The sequence below is a fragment of the Parasphingopyxis algicola genome, from assembly GCF_013378075.1.
Lineage (GTDB): Bacteria > Pseudomonadota > Alphaproteobacteria > Sphingomonadales > Sphingomonadaceae > Parasphingopyxis > Parasphingopyxis algicola.
In genome coordinates, this window is sequence record NZ_CP051131.1 from 3,081,758 (window position 1) to 3,099,882 (window position 18,125).

The following is an 18,125-nucleotide window of genomic DNA, read 5'->3' on the forward strand; positions in this document are numbered from 1 at the left end:
CGTACGAGCCGTCTCCGTTTTTCCGCCATGGTGTGTAGTATTCACCTAACTTGTCTCTATCACTAAGATTTGTGCGGCTGATGATTGGATTAAAGGTTGCGAGCAGAACCCAATTCATTGTGACATCGATGTCAGTGAATGTTTGAAGGAATCTGTTTAGGTCCATGCTCATTCATCACTCCCCGAACAAATCCGAGTGCGTGCCCGTCCGCGCCAGCAGCAGTTCCGTCTCGCTCATCCGATAGAGCAATAGCCAGTCTGGCTCGATATGCAGGTCGCGCCAACCGGCCCATTCGCCCTTGAGCGGATGATCGCGCAGGCGCGGGTCGAGTGGCTCGCCGGCCAGCAGCATTCCGATGACGGCCTTGAGCTTGGCCATCTTCTTGCCGCGCTTCGCCATTCGCTTGACGTCCTTCTTGAACGCCGTCGAACGGACGGGTGCGCGCACGGGCTAAATGCCGAGTTCGTCGAACAGTTCGTCGGCGCTGTCAAAAGCTTCGCTTTTGCCGCTTTCGAGTTCGGCCATGGCCGCCCGGCTTTCGGTATTGGGTACTTTCACATCGAAAGGCAGCCGCTTCTCCTCCGCGACACGGCGGAGCATCAGGCGAATGGCGTCGGACATAGACAGGCCCATCGCCGCGAGCGCGGCAGTAGCCGCCTCTTTGGTATCGCCATCGATCCGGGCGCGGACGCTTTCGTCGGCGGACATGTTCCCTGCTCCTTTTGTGGGGCTAATGTAGCTACAACTACCCGAATTGCAATATAGGGCCATTGAAAAATATGCTACTTGCACGGGTAAATCCTCAATCCATACTAATCCCATGCAACTTCCTCTCGGCCCCGATCCGCGCACCGAAATCCTCCAGCACACGCATGACCGGCTGATCGCGCATTTCGGGCGCGTTATCCGGCCTCCGGAGAAGCGGCGCGATCCGGTCTGGGTGCTTGTCCAAGGGGTGATCGGGGCGCGGACGAAGACGATCCATTCGAACCGATCGGCCGACGAAATGCTCGCACATTTCGGCTCCTGGGAGGCGGTCGCGGCGGCGCCGGAGGACGAGCTGCTGCCGTTTCTCGAAACCGCCACCTTTCCCCAGCTGATGGCCGAGCGGCTCAAGGCGTGTCTCGAGGCAATTGTCGCGCGGCGCGGTAGAGTGGATCTCGATCATCTGGGGGAAATGTCCACCGACGCGGCGATGGCCTGGCTCGAAAGCCTGCCCGGTGTTGCGCGCAAGGTCAGCGCCGGGGTGATGAACGCCAGCACGTTCAATCGCAAGGCGCTCGTCATCGATTCCAATCATCGCCGCGTGATCCAGCGCATGGGTCTCGTCCCGGCCAAGGCCGATACGGCGCGCGCCTATGACGCGCTGATGCCGGTGCTGCCGGCCGACTGGTCGGCGGTGGATGTCGACGAGCATCATCTGCTCGTGAAGCGTGTCGGCCAGCGATATTGTCGGCCGCACGAGCGGCATTGCGCCGCCTGTCCCGCTCGCCCCGATTGCCGGACCGGGATGGCCAAGACACGGTAACACCATGCCGGTGCTCGTCATTGCGAGGAGGCCCGAACTCGTTTCGGGGCGACGCGGCAATCCAGTGTGGTGCGCGCTGCTCTGGATTGCTTCCCCCGGCTCAAGACTGGGGTCGCAATGACGAGCGTGTCGCAAAACCCTTCAAATGTAGGAAAATCTGGCATAGCCAAGAGGGTGCCGGATCCCCGGACGGAAAGGAGCGCAGACGGCCATGATATCGGAATCGGCATCTTCGAAATCGGTGGCTGTGTGTGAACTGTGTGAACTTATTCAGGTTCGATCCTCAAAAGATGAACAAGAGGACCCGACCACCCCCGGCGCGTGTCAACCCGTGTCAACCGGCTGCCGGGCGTCCGGCTCGGCGACCGCATGACCGACTCGGCTCTCCTCCCGCCCGCAGACGTCGAGACCGTGTTCCGCCGGCTTTCCGAGGCGATGCCGGGGCGGTCTGAGCGCGCCAAGGGGCCGAAGGGGCAGCCCGATGCGTTTCGCTCCTGCATTTCCTGCATGCTCTCGGCCCAGTCGCTCGACAGTAATACGGCCAAGGCCTGCCGCGCGCTCTTCGCGCTGGCCCAGACCCCGGCCGAGATGCTCGCCCTGTCCGACGAGGAGATCGTCGATGCGATCAGGCCCGCCGGGCTCTACAACAACAAGGCGCGGGCGATTCGCAAATTCTGCCGGCAATTGCTCGACGAGCATGACGGCATCGTGCCCGATACGCGCAAGGGCCTGCTCGCCATGCACGGGATCGGCCGGAAATGCGCCGATATCGTGCTGAGCTTCACCTTCGGCGAGGATGCGATCGCCGTCGATACCCATGTCGGCCGGGTCTGCGACCGGATCGGCCTCGCGCGCGGCCCGACCGAGGCCAAGATCGCCGAGATACTGGACGATCGCGCGCCCGACTGGGCCAAGGAGGAAGGGCATTTCTGGCTGATCCAGCTCGGCAAGCGCATCTGCAAATCCCGCCGCCCCCAATGCGAACGCTGCCCGGTGAACGATCTGTGCCAATATTATGGGGGCGAAGCGGATGGCTGATTCCGGACCGAAGCTCTCCGTAGCCGGCAGGGCGGATCGCGATGCCGTGATTGGCCTATGGCGCGATTGCGCGCTGACCCGCCCCTGGAACGATCCGGTGGCGGATTTCGCGGCTGCCATCGGCAATCCGACCTCCGATATCCTGCTGCTGGCCGAGGGCGATACGCCGATCGCCACCGTCATGGTGGGTTTCGACGGTCATCGCGGCTGGGTCTATTATCTCGCCGTCCATCCCGGCCATCGCCGCAGAGGGCTCGGCGGGCGGATGATGAAGGCCGCGGAAGCGTGGCTGCGCGAGCGCGGCTCACCGAAGATCCAGCTGATGGTGCGCAGCGACAACGCGGATGTGATCGCCTTTTACGAAGCGCTGGGGCTGGAGCGGCAGGATGTCGTGACCTTGGGGCGCCGGCTCGACCACGAAACCGGGGCTTGAGGCCGTAACTGCGGGAGCGTAACCAGCCGCCATGAAGGTAAAATACCGTGTCATCCATCAATCGAAATCGATCTGGCAGGCGCTGGCGCGCGGCCGATCCTGGACCGAATGGTATCTGGCCCAGCACAAGGGCTGGTTCGGCTGGAGGACGCTCGGCACCTTCCCGACGGTCGAAGAGGCCGAGCAGGCCTGCGCCGAACATGCCAAGGGCGAGCTGCTGAATTGCGGATCGCGGATCGTCTCCGAATTCGCCGAGAAGGACTAGGATGACGCCGACCGCGAAAATCCTGCTTTTGGGTTCGGGCGAGCTCGGCAAGGAGTTCGTCATCTCCAGCCAGCGGCTGGGCTGCCATGTGATCGCCTGCGATTCATACGATAACGCGCCGGCGATGCAGGTGGCCGACGAACGCGAGGTCTTTTCGATGCTCGACGGCGCGGCGCTGGGCGCGGTGATTGAGAAACACGCGCCCGATTTCATCGTCCCCGAGATCGAGGCGATCCGGACCGAGGTGCTGGCCGACTATGAGGAACGCGGCTTCCAGGTCGTGCCGTCCGCCCGGGCGGCACGGATGACGATGAACCGCGATGCGATCCGCGATCTCGCGTCGGAGGAGCTGGGCCTCCGAACCTCGGCCTACCGCTATGCCGAAAGTCGGGAGGAGCTGCATGCCGCCGCGCAGGCTGTTGGCGTGCCGCTCGTCGTCAAGCCGGTCATGTCCTCTTCGGGCAAGGGGCAGAGCACGGTGCGCGAGATGGAGGAGGTCGATGCCGCCTGGGACTATGCGGCGGACGGCATGCGCGGCGACCGGCAGCGGGTGATTGCCGAGGCGTTCGTCGATTTCGATTACGAGATCACGCTGCTGACCGTGCGCGCGAAGGACGGCGTGCATTTCTGTCCGCCGATCGGCCATCGCCAGAAACGCGGCGATTATCGCGAGAGCTGGCAGCCGGCCGCTATGTCCGATGCTGCGCTGGCCGAGGCGCAGGCGATGGCGGCCAAGGTCGTCGAGGCTCTGGGCGGGCGGGGAAGCGGACAAGGGATTTTTGGCGTAGAATTTTTCGTGAAGGGCGACGACGTCATCTTTTCAGAGCTGTCGCCGCGCCCGCACGATACGGGCATGGTGACCCTGGTGTCGCAGGATCTGAACGAGTTCGATCTCCATGCCCGGGCGATCCTCGGTCTGCCGATCCCGGCCATCGAGACGAAGGGCGCTTCGGCGAGCGCGGTGATCCTCGCCGATCGCGATGCCGAGGATTTCGCGATCGCGGGTGTGGACGAGGCGCTGGGCAAGGCGGGCGATGGCTGCCATATCGACGTCCGGCTGTTCGGCAAGCCGGTCACCCGGCCCTGGCGGCGCATGGGCGTGGCGCTGGCGCGGCTCGACAACGGCACCGTCGAGGAAGCGCGTGCAGCCGCTATCGACGCCGCTTCGTGCGTCGAAATTGTATATGGAGACGAATGAGATGGATCCCGTTCTGTATGGCATCCCGAATTGCGACAGCATCAAGAAGGCGCGCAAATGGCTGGAACGCCGCGGGGTCAATTATGCGTTTCACGACTACAAGAAGGCCGGCATCACCGAGGACAAGCTGCGCGCGTGGTCGGGCGAGGTCGGCTGGGAGGTGCTGCTCAACAAGCGCGGCACGACCTTTCGCGAACTGCCCGACGAGATGAAGGCCGATGTCGACGAGGATATCGCGGTCGCGCTCATGCTCTCGCATCCCTCGATGATCAAACGCCCGGTGCTGGAAAGCGAAGGGCCGCTGATCGTCGGCTTCCGGGGCGGCGAATATGAAACGGCGCTGGGGCTCGAGCCCGAGTGATCGCCGACGGGCGTTGATGGGACAAGAAGACCGTCCAGTTCGGCCGGCGGCCCTTTCACGGGAGACTGAGAGCCCCTAGATCGTAGGGAGGCACGAGGCTTTCACCCGATCGAAAGGAAATCCCATGGTCAGCGCAAAATGGAACGGGGCAATCATCGCCGAGAGTGACGAGACGGTCGTCGTCGAGGGCAATCACTATTTTCCGCGCGCGTCGGTGAAGCCCGAATATCTGCGGCCCAGCGACACGACGAGCGGCTGCCCCTGGAAAGGCACGGCCTCCTATCATTCGCTGGAAGTCGGCGGCGAGACGAACAAGGACGCGGCCTGGTATTATCCGAACCCGAAAGAGGCTGCGGCCGAGATCAAGGACCGGATCGCCTTCTGGAAAGGCGTCGAGGTCGGATAAGGCCGGCTATTCCTCGCCCGTCGCGCGCTCGATCACCTGGTCTTCGCGATAGGCCTGCATCACCTCTTCGAGATCGCCCGCATCGTCGGCTTCAGCCTGCTCGGGCGTATTCAGCCGGTCGCCCTCCTCGGGCGCGAGACAGACTTCGGCGCGCACCGGCAGATGGTCCGAACCCACCGCATCCCCGGTGCTCAGGCTGTAAAGGCCGAATTCCTCGGTGAAGAAGACATGGTCGAGCGGCCAGCGAAAGGCCGGGAGCGCGGCGGGAAAGGTCGCATAAAAGCCGCGCCCGACGCGCGGGTCGACATAGCGCCCGACCCGGCGGAACAGCTGCGAGGTTTCCGACCAGCCGACATCGTTGAAATCGCCGACGGTGAAGGTCGGCATGCCGCTGTTGCGCGTCATCATCGCGGCGATTGCGATCTCGGCATCGCGCTCCTCGGTGTCCTGGCCAGGGTGCGGCGGACGCGGGTGGAGCGCGGCGACGCGGAAGGCAAGGCCGGCGCGGGTGCGCAATTCGCCGTGGAAGGAGGGCGTCCCCGGCTCGGTCAGATTGACCATCTCGCCGCTGTCGACCGGCAGCCGGCTGGCGAAGATCATCCCGTATGTGTTCGGGAGCGGCGCTTCGAACCGGTGCGGAAAATCGGCGAGCACCGGCTCCATCGCCTCCCGCCAGCCTGTGTCGGTTTCCATCAGGAGCAGCAGATCGGGCTGCTCGCGCCGGACCAGCTCCAGCGTACGCCCGAAATCGCGATTGTCCTGCAGGACGTTGAGGCTCAGCGTGGTGAAGCAATGCGCCTCGCGCTCGGCGCCGGCGATATCGATCCTCTCGGCCTCGACGCGCGCGAGCATCGTATAGGGAAAGATATGGCCGGCCTGATAGGCCAGGGCGGCGGCGAGGAGGGCGGCGATCGGCCAGCGAAATCGGAAATGGAGGAACAGCATCGCGAGGAGAGTCAGTCCGCCGACCGTCAGCACGGCGAGCCGCGGAAAATCCCATGCCCGGATCCACCATTGGTTGGAAGGGACCGCACTGGCGATGGTGACCAGTATCACGAGACCGGCAACCACGATCAGCGCCCAGATGCCGATCTTTCGCCAGGGGAAACCGCTATCCTGTACCGATGCCGTCAATGCACGCCCCTCATTTCCCGATATGCCCAAAAACCCGCCAAACCCGACTTCGTTCCGATAGCTGGCCAATTCCTCTCGAGAAAGCTAAACCGCCGCCATGTCCACGACCTATACGCTCGACACCAAGACCGACCGCGCGCATCCGACCCCCAAGCCGATGAAACGGCTGACGGTTCCGGCGATCCGCGGGCGCAAGACCGACGGCACGAGCGGCGAACCGCTGGTCATGCTGACCGCCTATACGGTTCGCATGGCGCAACTGCTCGATCCCCATTGCGACATGCTGCTCGTCGGGGATTCGCTTGGCCAGGTGGTGTACGGCCTCGATTCGACGATTCCGGTCAGCCTCGACATGATGATCGCGCATGGCGCGGCGGTCGTCCGGGGCAGCTATCACAGCGTCGTGATCGTCGACATGCCGTTCGGTTCCTATGAGCAAAGCCCCGACCATGCGATCCGCTCGGCGACCCGGGTGATGAAGGAAACCGGCGCCGCCGCGATCAAGATGGAGGGCGGCGAGGCGATGGCCGAGACCGTGGCCTTTCTGTCGGCGCGCGGCATACCGGTCATGGGCCATGTCGGGCTGACGCCGCAGGCCGTGAATGTGCTGGGCGGCCACAAGGTGCAGGGCCGCGACGAGGCGACGGCTGCCAAGGTGGTGTCCGACGCCAAGGCGATCGACGAGGCCGGCGCCTTTTCGATCGTTATCGAGGGCGTGATCGAACCGATCGCGATCGAAGCGACACGGGCCACATCCTGCCCGACCATCGGCATCGGCGCTTCGGCCCAATGCGACGGCCAGGTGCTCGTTACCGAAGACATGCTCGGCCTGTTCGACCGGGTGCCGCGCTTCGTGAAAAAATATGACGACATGGCCGCGCAGGTGAGCAAGGCGGTCGAAAGCTATGCCGCCGAGGTCCGCAGCCGGAGCTTTCCAGAAGAGGCGCAAACCTACCAGCCCAAAAAATAGCAAAGCCGCAGCGAGCCGTGGTTCACAATCACTTTCCCTTGGCCAAGTGCGCCGCTAAGGTCCGCCGCCATAACGAATTGGAGACGAAAATTGGCGATTGCGCCGCAAGACAACAGCGCCTTTATGCGCGAAGTGGACGAGGAGGTCCGCAAGGAACAGGCCGTCCAGTTCTGGGAGCGCTGGGGCAAGTGGATCGCCGGACTGGTGATCGTCGGGCTGGCGGCCTTTGGCGGCTGGCTCTACTGGTCGAACCAGCAGACGGTCGCCGCCGAAAGCGAAACCGAACAGCTGGCGCAGCTGCTCGAGGACCTGAACGCGGGCACGACGGCCGATGTGGACGAGACGCTCGCGGCGCTTGCGGAGTCGCGGCGCCCGATCATTCGCGCCGAAGCGATGCTGACCCAGGCCGCGCTGGCTCTGCAGAATCAGAACGAGCCGGCCGCGATCGGGATTTTCGGGTCGATCGCCGCCGATGACGGTCTGCCGCAGCAGTTTCGCGATCTTGCGCTGATCCGCCAGACCGCGGTCGAGTTCGAGGATATGGAGCCCCAGGCGGTAATCGACCGGATGGCGGGCCTTGCGGTGCCCGGCAATCCCTGGTTCGGCAGCGCTGCCGAGCTGAGCGCGGTCGCGATGATGCGGCAGGGTAACGAGGAACAGGCCGGCGCGCTGTTCGCGCAGATCGCCAATGACGAAAGCGTACCCGAGACGCTTCGGACACGTGCGGTTCAGATGGCCGGCGTATTGGGAGTGGATGCCGTGCCCGACGAGCCGGTGGAACTGGAAGAAGAACAGACCGTACCCGGCCAGCCGGTGGCTGCGGATACGGCGGAGGAACCAAGTACATGATGCGTATTCTGATCCCCATTTGCGCGGCGCTCGCGCTGAGTGGCTGCGGCCTGTTTCGCGGCGACGGCGATGCGACGCCCACGGTGGGCAACCGCACGCCGATCCTCGTGTCCGAAAACGACGTCCAGGCCGATCCGCAGATTGCGACGGTCCCGGTCGTCCTTCCTGCCGCAACGGTCAATGCCGGTTGGGTCCAGCCCGGCGGCAGCGCGAGCAAATCGGTCGGCCATCTTGCGTTGAGCCGCACTCCGGTTCGCGCCTGGTCGGTGTCGATCGGCGACGGTGGCGGTTCGCGCGCGCGGCTCGCCGCAGCGCCGGTCGTCGCCAACGGCCGCGTGTTTACGATCGATACCGATGCGACGGTGCGGGCTTTCGACGCCGAGACCGGCGGCGAAGTCTGGTCGACGCGGTTCGGTACCGAAATCGGGGGCGAACCCGCACTGTTCGGCGGCGGCGTCAGCGTCTCGGGCGATCGCGTCTATGTCACGAACGGTGTCGGCTATGCCGGCGCGCTCAACGCGGCCAATGGCGCCCAGATCTGGAAGGTGCGTCCGGGCGGCCCGCTGCGCGGCGCCCCGACGATCGCCAACAACAATGTCTATGTGCTGAGCCAGGACAACCAGATTTTCGCGCTCGACCCGGCGAACGGCGAGACGCGCTGGAGCGTGTCCGGCACGCTCGAAGTGTCCGGAGTTTTCGGCGTCGCGGCTCCGGCCTCGGCCCAGGGGACGCTCGTCGCCGGGTTCTCTTCGGGCGAGCTGATCGCCTATCGCTACGAGAACGGCCAGATCGTCTGGCAGGACGGCCTCAACCGGACGAGCATCTCGACCTCGGTCTCGACCCTGTCCGATATCGATGCCAGCCCGGTCATCGACAGCGGTTTCGTCTATGCCGTCGGCCAGGGCGGGCGGATGGTCGCGCTGCGCCTGATCACCGGCGAGCGGATCTGGGAAGTCAATGCGGGCGGTCTCTCGACCCCCTGGATCGCGGGCGACTGGATGTTCGCGGTAACCGACGATGCGCGCGTTCTGGCGATTGCGCGCGCCAATGGCCGCATCCGCTGGATCAGCCAGTTGCGGCGCTATCGCGACGAGGAAGACCGCAAGGGCCCGATTTTCTGGCGTGGTCCCGTCCTGGCGGGCGGCCAGCTGGTGCTCGTATCGAGCCGCGGCCATCTGGCCTTTCTCGATCCGGCGACCGGCGCCGTGAACCGGCTGGAGGAACTCGACGAGGGCGTCGAGCTGCCGCCGGTCGTCGCCAACAACACGCTGTATCTGCTCGACGACGAGGGCCAGCTGAGCGCCTGGCGCTAGCGGCAAGGAAAGGCACATAAGCCATGGTGCGGCTGCCCGTTATCGCGATTATCGGCCGCCCCAATGTCGGCAAGTCGACGCTGTTCAACCGGCTCGTGGGCAAGAAGCTCGCGCTGGTCGACGATCGTCCGGGCGTCACGCGCGACCGGCGCGAGGGCGAGGCGCATCTGTTCGGGCTCGATTTTCGCGTCATCGATACCGCCGGCTATGAGGACGAGGACCCGAAGAGCCTGCCGGGCCGGATGCGCCAGCAGACCGAACGCGCGGTCGCCGAGGCCGATGCGGCGCTCTTCCTGTTCGATGCGCGCGCGGGCATAACCCCGCTCGACGAGGAAATCGCCCGCTGGCTGCGCGGTACCGAAACGCCGATCATCCTGGTCGGCAACAAGGCCGAGGGTAAGGCCGGCGAGGCGGGCTTGTACGAAAGTTATGGTCTGGGGCTCGGCGATCCCGTGCCGTTCAGCGCCGAACATGGCGAGGGAATGGCCGATCTCTTCGCGCTGCTCCAACCGCATGTCGAGCGCGAGGACGAGGAGGAAGCGGACGAGGACGAGGGCGGTCCGCTCAAGCTGGCGATTGTTGGCCGTCCCAATGCCGGCAAATCGACCCTGATCAACAAGATGCTGGGCGATGACCGCCTGATTACGGGCCCGGAGGCGGGCATTACCCGCGATTCGATCGCCGTGCCCTGGGAATGGCAGGGGCGGCCGGTGGAGCTGATCGACACGGCCGGCATGCGCAAGCGCGCCAAGGTGCAGGACAAGCTGGAAAAGCTCTCGGTCGCCGACGGGTTGCGCGCGGTCGACTTTGCCGAAGTCGTCGTGCTGCTGCTCGATGCCACGAAGGGGCTTGAGTTCCAGGACCTCAAGATCGCCGATCATGTGATCGACGAGGGGCGGGCGCTCGTCGTCGCGGTCAACAAATGGGATGTGGCGGAGGATCGGAAGGCGCTGTTCGAGGGGATCGAGACGGCGCTCGGCGAGGGTCTGGCGCAGGTCCGCGGTGTTCCGCTGGTGTCGATCTCGGCCGTCACGGGCAAGGGGATCGATCAGCTGATGGAAGCCGCGTTCGCGACGCGCGATGCCTGGTCGCGCCGGGTCACGACGGGCGAACTCAATCGCTGGTTCCGGGCCGCTATCGAACGCAATCCGCCGCCCGCTCCCAAGGGCAAGCGCATCAAGCTGCGCTATATGACCCAGGCGCGGACCCGGCCGCCGAGCTTCGTGCTGTTCGGCACCCGCGTCGATCAGCTGCCGATGAGCTATCAGCGCTATCTGCTGAACGGCATCCGCAACGAACTGGGTTTCGGCGCTGTCCCCGTGCGGCTGACCATGCGGTCGCCGCGCAATCCGTACAAGGATGGCAAGGATGACCGGCAGTAGCGCCGTGCCCGATGTCGACGTCGACGCGCGGGGCCTCAGATGCCCGTGGCCGGCGCTTCGTCTCGCCCGGTTCATGCGGGAATCGGATGGGGCGGTGATCGTCGCCGACGATCCGATCGCGCCCGACGAAATTGCAGCGCTGGCGGGCGAACATGGCTGGCGTGTCGAGGCCCTCGAGACGCCGATCGGCCAGGGATGGCGAATTTCCCGCTGAACAGCCTTTTTCGGATCGATTCGCCGCAGAATGCCGTACGTCCGGCGCGATTATCGTTTCCGGTAAACCAGTTGTTTACGCTCCGCGCGTAAGGGATTTTAGGGGTAATTGGAAAGGGAGCGCATGGTGTCGTTCCAGGATCAGGAACTGGTGGATTGGGCCGAGTTTGATACGGTTCGCGAACAATTGGGCGCGAATTTCGCCCGCATATTGCGCTATTTCAGCGAAGACGGGATAAAATCGGTCGAGACGATCGAGCAGGCGATGCGCGACAAGGTCAGCGTCGCGTTGATCGTTCCCGCGCATACGCTCAAGGGTGAATCGCTCCAGTTCGGTGCCCGTCCGCTCAGCGCGCTGGCCGAAAAGATCGAGATGACAGCCCGCCATCTCGTCGAGATCCAGCAGACTCCGGAAGAACTGGTCCCCGAAGCCGCGCGGCTTCGGCCGATGTTCGAGGCGACGATGGCGAGCCTCGAAAAGGCGACCAACCCGCTGGTGCAGCGCCGCGGCGCGGCGGCGGAGCCGGAAGTCGCCAATCAGAAGTTCGGCCGGCTTTAACCGCCCGGACTAGCCTTCTTCCGCCGGTTCCGACTGGAGCTGGCAGTAATTTTCGATCCCCATCCGCTCAATCATGTCGAACTGCTGTTCGAGCGTGTCGACATGGTCTTCCTCGCTGTCGAGAATGCTGGCGAGCAGATCGCGGCTGACATAGTCGCGTACCGTCTCGCAATGCTCGATGGCGTCCTTCAGGAGGGGAATGGCGTCATGCTCGAGTTCCAGGTCCGCCTTGAGGACCTCCTCCACGCTTTCGCCGATCCGAAGCCGGCCGAGCAACTGGAAATTGGGCAGTCCGTCGAGAAACAGGATGCGTTCCGTGAGCTGGTCCGCATGCTTCATCTCGTCGATCGATTCTTCATATTCGAACTTGGCGAGCTTCGTGATGCCCCAATTGTCGAGCATCCGGTAATGCAGGAAATACTGGTTGATCGCCGTCAGCTCATTCTTCAGCGCTTCGTTGAGGAATTCGATGACCTTCTCGTCGCCCTTCATACCGGATCTCCTTGTTTTGATCCGGTCACTATAGTCGGAGAAGGGGCGGGGGAGAAGCCCGAAAACCCCAGTTTTCCAAGCTTTTCAGCTGATTCTGCTAAGCAGTTGCAGATTCGGAGCGGATGATCTGCCGTGCGAACGATACGCATTGTCCGCAGCGCGCCTTGCATCCCATCTGCGCATAGGCCGAAGAGGGTGTCGATGCGCCCTTCTGGGCGGCGGCGCGGAGGTCTTTCTCCCGAATCGCATTGCAGATGCAGACAACCATGCACATTAGATATGGCTATTGAGACTAATTCGCAATAGTAAAAATAGCGATCGGCCCTATTTGCGGATCGGCTGGAGTTCCCGCCGGGCGAGGCTGCGCCACAGCCATTCGAGCGGACCGTAGCGGAACCGGTCGAGCCAGGGCTTGGACCAGAGCAGCATCAGTGCCCAGACGCCGAGGACGACAAGGTAGAGGGCGGCGCGGCTGAGTTCCCCATACAGCCCGAAGCCATAGCCGTAGAAGATCGTCGTGCAGACCAGGCTGGTGCCGAGATAATTGGTGAAGGCAGCGCGCCCGGTGGCCGCGACCCGGTCCATGACGGCGCTGCCTGCGGACGATTTGACCCAGTAGAGGATGAGTGCCGCGTGGGCGAGAATGACGGGCGGATTGACCAGAACCTGCCCCGCGAAATCGAGGAGAAACAGGGTGGCCGGCTCGAAGCCGCTGGCCGTGATGGCGATGGCCAGTGCGGTGAGCAGCGGAAGCCCGATCAGATAACCGACCCGGGCATAGTGGGCATAGGCGGCGCGCTCCCACCTGCCCGTCAGGAAACCGCTTTTGAGTCCCGCCATGCCGAGCAGCATCAGACCCAGCGTGTCGAGCGCGGCGGTAAGATTGGCGACGATGGGATCCCAGAAGCCCGGCCCCAGCCGATGGGCGAGGATACCGGCATAGTCGCCCCGATATCGCGCGAAATCCTCCGCCAGCTTGTCGGGCGGGATGGGGCCGAATTCGGCGGCGAATTCCCGCCATTGCCGGACGATTTCGGCATCGGCGTCAGGCGCTGCGGCCGCTTCGCGCAGCATCCAGATCGATCCGGCGAGAAGGGCGAGAAGCACCGCCTGCGCAACGATCAGGATCAGCCCGAGCACCACGAGCTTGTGGGTTTCCATCTTGCGGAAGAAAAAGGCGATCGATCCGATCACCGCGTAGAGCATCAATATGTCGCCGTGCCAGATCGCATAGGCATGGATCGCGCCGAAGAAGAGCAACCAGGTCATGCGCGAATAATGGGTGAGGGCCGGGCTCTGCTCCTTCGCCTCGGCCCGCTGGATGACAAGCAGCATCGACGCGCCGAACAGGACGGAAAACAGCCCGCGCATCTTGCCGTCCGACAGAATGAAATTGGTCGCCCAGGCCGCGATGTCGGCCGGGCTTTCGCCACCATAGGCGATCGGCGTGAAATAGGCCGTCATCGGCATGGCGAAGGCGACGATATTCATGAGCAATATGCCCATGACCGCGATGCCGCGCACCACATCGAGACTGACGAAACGGCTGTCCATCGGTGCCCGTGCCGCCATATTCCCTCCCCTCGTGTGTTAGGGCGCTATTACAGCCAGGAGCTGATCGCGTCGAGGGGCTTCTTGTTGAGCGCGTGGACGGGAACGGTTGCATCCGGGGCGGGCTTTCCCGCGACGACGATCATCATCGGCTTTTCGTTGGCCGGCCGTTCGCACACTTGGTTGAGGAACTTCATCGGGTTGGGCGTATGGGTCAGCGTGGCGAGGCCCGCATCGTGGAGCGCGGCGATCAGGAAGCCGGTCGCTATGCCGACCGATTCCGTGACATAGTAATTCTGCTTGTCGTCGCCCGGGTTCGGCCCGCCGCGCCGTTGCCCGAAGATCACGATCAGCCAGGGCGCGATTTCGAGATACGGTTTGACCTCGTCCGTGCCGAGCGGGGCGAGGGCGTCGAGCCACTCGTCACTCGCCTTGTTTTCGTAAAAATTCTTCTCCTCCGCCTCGGCAGCCTCGCGCACGGCCTTTTTCTTGTCCGGCGAAGAAATAACCGCGAAATGCCAGGGCTGGTGGTTGGCACCGTTGGGCGCGGAGCCCGCCGCGAGGATCGCCTGTTCGATCACGTCGCGGGGGACCGGCGCATCGCTGAACTGCCGGCACGTCCGCCGCGTCTTGATCGCCTGGTAGAAAGCCCTGGCCCGTTCGATCCGTTCCATGTCGGAATAGTCGGGCAGATCGGTATAGGGGACGGTGTCATGATCGGTCATACCGCGCGCCTTAGCCGTTCGTTCGGGAGGCGCATAGGGGATCGCCTGCTATTGACATGAATGTCAGCAGGTAGCAGTTTCTTGGTCATGGCGAGCGTCCCACAGAATTCCGAGATGCCGATAGCCGTGCATCCCGATCGCCCCAAGCTCCGCAAGCGGCCGCTTAAGGCCCTGCATCATTTCCGCGAACTTCTGAAAGACAAGGAAGACACCGAACAGGTCTTCTGGATTTTCGAGGCGCTGCCCCGCCAATCCTTTCGCGACGACGCCCTGCGTTTCGGAACCAGCGAACGGGGCCGGGCCATCTATGCGCGCGAACCCTATCTGCCCGCTATTCTCGACGATCATGACCGGCTGCGCGCGATGCCTGAAGGAAGCGTCGCCCATGCCTATTGCGATTTCATGGAGAAAGAGGGGCTGACCGCCGCCGGCCTCGTTGCCGAAGGCGAGAAGATGGGCAAGCCGCGCTACAACGACCTGATCCAATGGTATGGCAACCGGAACCGGGACACGCACGATCTGCTTCATGTGCTCACCGGCTATGGCCGCGACAGTCTGGGTGAACAATGCGTGTTGGCTTTTACCTATGGCCAGGATCCGTCGCTCGCCCATCTGTTCATCGCCTATGCGGGCGGCTTCAACATGAAGAAGGTGACCCGGACCAAGGCGCCGATCTACCGCGCGATCAACGAAGCAAAACGGCACGGCAAGGCTGGCCCTCGGGTGTGGGAAATGCCGATCACCGATCTTCTCGCCGAACCGCTGGACGCGGCGCGCGAGCGGCTCGGTATCGGCACGCCGCATTACTATCACGAGGCGCATCGCATCCTGCGCGAAGAGGGCCGCGATCCGTACGACATACTGGGCAGGAATGCGGCGCAGGATGACGCCGAGGTCGCGCAGCCCGCATAGCCGAAACTAGGCCGTGCCAACATCTAGCGGCATGAATTTTCACGGAAATCCTCCCCTTTAAGGGGAGGTGGCGGCCCGCAGGGCTGACGGAGGGGTATCACCGCCGGCAAAACGCACGCGGCGAGCGGTTACACCCCTCCACCGCTTCGCGGTCCCCCTCCCCTTATAGGGGAGGATTTCAGTGCTTCTGCGTCAGGCTGAATGTCGGTACGGCTTAATAGTGCTGCATCACGCAATCGCCGCCATCGGTGGCGAGGTGGAGCAGGCAGCCGACCGCCACGGCGCGTATCTTCCAGTTCGGTAGGGCCAGCAAAGCGAGATAGGCGAGCGCCGCCCAGACCGTATGCAGCGGATGGAAACCGATACTGCACCGGTTAGGGTCGTAGATCGGATCGGCGAGCAGATGATCGACGTCGATGAGGACCGTCGCCGCCATGATCAGCCCGGCCCGCCACCAATTTTCGCGCCAGAGCATCCAGCCGAGGATAAAGGGGGCAATCGCATGCCCGCTGAAATGGAGCAGCGGTTGGAGAAGATCGATCGATGGAGGCATGCCGAGCTGAACGCTCGCTAACGGTCCATCAGATCGGGAAAGAAGCTCTCATTGGCTTCGCGCAACTCGGCGAGAGAGATGCGCGCTCCGTTCACGCGAATGGCGTTCCCGCCGACGGTTCCGATTTTCTCGAAAGGAACCGCGTTTCGATCGAGCGGCGCGTCGGCGCGATAGGTCACGAGATAGCGTGCTTGTGTCTCGTTGAAGGCGAAGGCCGAGTCCATTGCATCGAGTTCGACGCCCAGATTGCCCGCCAGTGCCATTTCCGCTACCGCGACGAGCAGGCCGCCATCGGAAATGTCGTGAACGGCGGTCACCGCGCCATCGCCAATCAGCCGACGGACGATATCGCCATGGAGTTTTTCGTCCTTCAAATCGACGCGCGGCGGCGGTCCGTCCTCGCGGCCGTAAATCTCCCGTAGCCAGAGCGATTGTCCGATTTCCGGATAGTTGGCGCCGATCACGGCCAGGCATTCGCCCTCTTCCTTGAACCCGATCGTCGCCATCCTCTCGATATCGTCGAGCAGCCCGACCCCGCCGATAGCCGGCGTCGGCAACACGGGCGTCGCCTTGCCGTCCGCGCCGGTGGTCTCATTGTAGAGTGACACATTGCCGCTCACGATCGGCATATCGAGCGCGGCGCAGGCTTCGGCCATGCCTTCGATACAGCCGACGAATTGCCCCATGATTTCGGGCTTTTCCGGGTTGCCGAAATTCATGCAGTCGGTCGTCGCCAGCGGTTTGGCGCCGACCGCGGTGAGGTTGCGATAGCATTCGGCGATGGCCTGTTTGCCGCCCTCGACCGGATCGGCCTTGCAATAGCGCGGCGTGCAGTCGGTGCTGATCGCCAGACCCTTTTTGGTGCCGTGGACGCGCACCACTGCCGCATCGCCGCCCGGGCGCTGGACGGTGTCGGCCATCACCATATGGTCATACTGCTCCCAGACCCAGCGGCGCGAAGCGAGGTCGGGACAAGCCATGAGCTTCAGCAGGTCCGCGCCGATATCCGTGCTCTCCGGAATATCGGTCAGTGGTTCTGGCCTGGGTGTCGGGACGTGCGGGCGATCGTAATTGGGCGCATCGGCGGCGAGGGGCCCGAGCGGAATATCGCAGACCGTCTCGCCCTGGAAGGTCAGTACCATGTGCCGCGTATCGGTAACCTCTCCGATTACCGCGAAATCCAGTTCCCATTTTTCGAAGATCGCACGGGCCATGTCTTCGCGGCCCGGCTTCAGCACCATGAGCATGCGCTCCTGGCTCTCCGAGAGCATCATCTCATAGGGCGTCATGCCGTCCTCGCGGCACGGCACCTTGTCCATGTCGAGTATGATGCCGACCTCGCCATTGGTTGCCATCTCGACGCTGGACGAGGTCAGCCCGGCCGCGCCCATGTCCTGGATCGCCACGATTGCGTCCGAGGCCATCAGTTCGAGACAGGCTTCGATCAGCAGCTTTTCGGTGAAGGGGTCGCCGACCTGGACGGTCGGGCGCTTTTCCTCGCTGTCCTCGCCGAATTCCGCGCTCGCCATCGTCGCGCCATGGATCCCGTCGCGGCCCGTCTTGGAGCCGACATAGACGATCGGATTGCCGACACCCGAGGCGGCCGAATAGAAGATCTTGTCGGCATCGGCGACGCCCACCGTCATCGCATTGACGAGGATATTGGTGTCATAAGCCGAATGGAAATTCACCTCGCCACCCACCGTCGGCACGCCGACGCAATTGCCATAGCCGCCAATGCCCGCGACCACGCCTGACACCAGATGGCGTGTTTTCGGATGATCGGGTCGCCCGAAACGCAGCGCGTTCATGTTCGCGACCGGCCGCGCGCCCATGGTGAATACGTCGCGGAGGATGCCACCCACGCCCGTCGCCGCACCCTGATAGGGTTCGATGAAGCTCGGATGGTTGTGGCTCTCCATCTTGAAGATCGCCGCCTGCGGCTTTCCTTCGGGGCCGGGGCCGATATCGATCACGCCGGCATTTTCGCCGGGTCCGCAGATCACCTGCGGGCCTTCGGTCGGCAGTTTCTTCAAATGGCGGCGCGAGCTTTTATAGCTGCAATGCTCGGACCACATGACCGAGAAAATGCCCAACTCGACGAGATTGGGCTCGCGGTCGAGGGCGGCCAGGATGCGCTGATATTCTTCGTCGTTGAGCCCGTGCTCGGCGACGATTTCGGGCGTGATTGCCTGGTGCGATTCTGGGGCAGTGTCGGACATGCGAAGCGCCTTAGCGGCGG

Annotated in this window: 23 protein-coding genes; 14 read left to right on the forward strand and 9 right to left on the reverse strand. The window is 63.7% G+C overall.

Annotation, left to right across the window (positions count from 1 at the left end; all coding sequences use genetic code 11):
- Positions 1-175: 175 nt before the first annotated feature.
- Together HFP57_RS15275 and HFP57_RS15280 are read right to left on the reverse strand one after the other, a co-directional pair.
- Positions 176-448: a type II toxin-antitoxin system RelE/ParE family toxin gene (locus HFP57_RS15275; protein ID WP_176870586.1), complete on the reverse strand. Its 273-nt coding sequence runs from the start codon at positions 446-448 to the stop codon at positions 176-178.
- A gap of 3 nt (positions 449-451) precedes the next feature.
- Positions 452-709, reverse strand: a complete 258-nt coding sequence (locus tag HFP57_RS15280; RefSeq protein ID WP_176870587.1) for a type II toxin-antitoxin system RelB/DinJ family antitoxin — start codon at positions 707-709, stop codon at positions 452-454.
- A gap of 112 nt (positions 710-821) precedes the next feature.
- Here HFP57_RS15280 and HFP57_RS15285 point away from each other — a divergent pair, with 112 nt between their 5' ends.
- From HFP57_RS15285 to HFP57_RS15315, 7 genes are all read left to right on the forward strand, one after another.
- Positions 822-1,529 (forward strand): endonuclease III domain-containing protein, encoded by a 708-nt coding sequence (locus tag HFP57_RS15285; protein ID WP_176870588.1) that lies wholly within the window; start codon positions 822-824, stop codon positions 1,527-1,529.
- A gap of 369 nt (positions 1,530-1,898) precedes the next feature.
- A complete protein-coding gene (locus HFP57_RS15290) occupies positions 1,899-2,567 on the forward strand; it encodes an endonuclease III domain-containing protein (RefSeq protein ID WP_176870589.1) in 669 nt (222 codons plus the stop codon).
- A complete protein-coding gene (locus tag HFP57_RS15295) occupies positions 2,560-3,000 on the forward strand; it encodes a GNAT family acetyltransferase (RefSeq protein WP_176870590.1) in 441 nt (146 codons plus the stop codon). The genes HFP57_RS15290 and HFP57_RS15295 overlap by 8 nt, the downstream gene beginning before the upstream one ends.
- Before the next feature lie 31 nt (positions 3,001-3,031).
- Entirely contained in the window at positions 3,032-3,265 is a 234-nt protein-coding gene (locus HFP57_RS15300) for a hypothetical protein (RefSeq protein WP_176870591.1), read from the forward strand.
- Position 3,266: 1 nt separating this feature from the next.
- A complete protein-coding gene (purT, locus tag HFP57_RS15305; RefSeq protein ID WP_176870592.1) occupies positions 3,267-4,463 on the forward strand; it encodes a formate-dependent phosphoribosylglycinamide formyltransferase in 1,197 nt (398 codons plus the stop codon).
- Between the two features lies 1 nt (position 4,464).
- The gene (locus HFP57_RS15310) at positions 4,465-4,824 is read left to right on the forward strand and encodes an ArsC family reductase (protein WP_176870593.1); all 360 of its coding nucleotides are present in this window, start codon (positions 4,465-4,467) and stop codon (positions 4,822-4,824) included.
- A gap of 124 nt (positions 4,825-4,948) precedes the next feature.
- On the forward strand, positions 4,949-5,230 hold the full coding sequence (locus HFP57_RS15315; RefSeq protein WP_176870594.1) for a DUF427 domain-containing protein: 282 nt from the start codon (positions 4,949-4,951) through the stop codon (positions 5,228-5,230).
- 6 nt (positions 5,231-5,236) lie between these two features.
- Here HFP57_RS15315 and HFP57_RS15320 read toward each other — a convergent pair whose 3' ends face one another.
- On the reverse strand, positions 5,237-6,364 hold the full coding sequence (locus HFP57_RS15320) for an endonuclease/exonuclease/phosphatase family protein (protein WP_176870595.1): 1,128 nt from the start codon (positions 6,362-6,364) through the stop codon (positions 5,237-5,239).
- 97 nt (positions 6,365-6,461) lie between these two features.
- On the opposite strand from HFP57_RS15320, the gene panB reads away from it, so the two are divergent.
- The 6 genes from panB (at position 6,462) to HFP57_RS15350 (ending at position 11,650) form a co-directional block, all read left to right on the forward strand.
- The gene (gene panB / locus HFP57_RS15325) at positions 6,462-7,334 is read left to right on the forward strand and encodes a 3-methyl-2-oxobutanoate hydroxymethyltransferase (RefSeq protein WP_176870596.1); all 873 of its coding nucleotides are present in this window, start codon (positions 6,462-6,464) and stop codon (positions 7,332-7,334) included.
- Positions 7,335-7,424: 90 nt separating this feature from the next.
- A complete protein-coding gene (locus tag HFP57_RS15330) occupies positions 7,425-8,183 on the forward strand; it encodes a tetratricopeptide repeat protein (protein WP_176870597.1) in 759 nt (252 codons plus the stop codon).
- Entirely contained in the window at positions 8,180-9,496 is a 1,317-nt protein-coding gene (locus HFP57_RS15335) for an outer membrane protein assembly factor BamB family protein (protein WP_176870598.1), read from the forward strand. Before HFP57_RS15330 ends, HFP57_RS15335 begins: the two co-directional genes overlap by 4 nt.
- Positions 9,497-9,519: 23 nt before the next feature.
- A complete protein-coding gene (gene der / locus HFP57_RS15340) occupies positions 9,520-10,878 on the forward strand; it encodes a ribosome biogenesis GTPase Der (protein ID WP_176870599.1) in 1,359 nt (452 codons plus the stop codon).
- On the forward strand, positions 10,865-11,092 hold the full coding sequence (locus tag HFP57_RS15345; protein WP_176870600.1) for a sulfurtransferase TusA family protein: 228 nt from the start codon (positions 10,865-10,867) through the stop codon (positions 11,090-11,092). Before der ends, HFP57_RS15345 begins: the two co-directional genes overlap by 14 nt.
- A gap of 123 nt (positions 11,093-11,215) precedes the next feature.
- A complete protein-coding gene (locus HFP57_RS15350) occupies positions 11,216-11,650 on the forward strand; it encodes an Hpt domain-containing protein (RefSeq protein WP_176870601.1) in 435 nt (144 codons plus the stop codon).
- A 9-nt stretch (positions 11,651-11,659) separates the two neighbouring features.
- On the opposite strand, the gene bfr is transcribed toward HFP57_RS15350, so the two are convergent.
- From bfr to HFP57_RS15370, 4 genes are all read right to left on the reverse strand, one after another.
- Positions 11,660-12,142, reverse strand: a complete 483-nt coding sequence (gene bfr / locus HFP57_RS15355) for a bacterioferritin (RefSeq protein ID WP_176870602.1) — start codon at positions 12,140-12,142, stop codon at positions 11,660-11,662.
- Positions 12,143-12,239: 97 nt separating this feature from the next.
- A complete protein-coding gene (locus HFP57_RS15360) occupies positions 12,240-12,410 on the reverse strand; it encodes a (2Fe-2S)-binding protein (protein ID WP_176870603.1) in 171 nt (56 codons plus the stop codon).
- Positions 12,411-12,466: 56 nt separating this feature from the next.
- Positions 12,467-13,714: a DUF418 domain-containing protein gene (locus HFP57_RS15365; protein ID WP_246263195.1), complete on the reverse strand. Its 1,248-nt coding sequence runs from the start codon at positions 13,712-13,714 to the stop codon at positions 12,467-12,469.
- A 29-nt stretch (positions 13,715-13,743) separates the two neighbouring features.
- Positions 13,744-14,418, reverse strand: coding sequence for a nitroreductase family protein (locus HFP57_RS15370; protein ID WP_176870604.1), 675 nt, complete (start codon positions 14,416-14,418; stop codon positions 13,744-13,746).
- 114 nt (positions 14,419-14,532) lie between these two features.
- On the opposite strand from HFP57_RS15370, the gene HFP57_RS15375 reads away from it, so the two are divergent.
- Positions 14,533-15,330, forward strand: a complete 798-nt coding sequence (locus HFP57_RS15375) for a Coq4 family protein (protein ID WP_246263196.1) — start codon at positions 14,533-14,535, stop codon at positions 15,328-15,330.
- A 214-nt stretch (positions 15,331-15,544) separates the two neighbouring features.
- Here the strand turns inward: HFP57_RS15375 and HFP57_RS15380 are convergent, their stop codons facing one another.
- Together HFP57_RS15380 and purL are read right to left on the reverse strand one after the other, a co-directional pair.
- Positions 15,545-15,883 (reverse strand): DUF6122 family protein, encoded by a 339-nt coding sequence (locus HFP57_RS15380; protein WP_176870606.1) that lies wholly within the window; start codon positions 15,881-15,883, stop codon positions 15,545-15,547.
- Positions 15,884-15,900: 17 nt separating this feature from the next.
- Positions 15,901-18,105: a phosphoribosylformylglycinamidine synthase subunit PurL gene (gene purL / locus HFP57_RS15385; RefSeq protein ID WP_176870607.1), complete on the reverse strand. Its 2,205-nt coding sequence runs from the start codon at positions 18,103-18,105 to the stop codon at positions 15,901-15,903.
- Positions 18,106-18,125 lie beyond the last annotated feature (20 nt).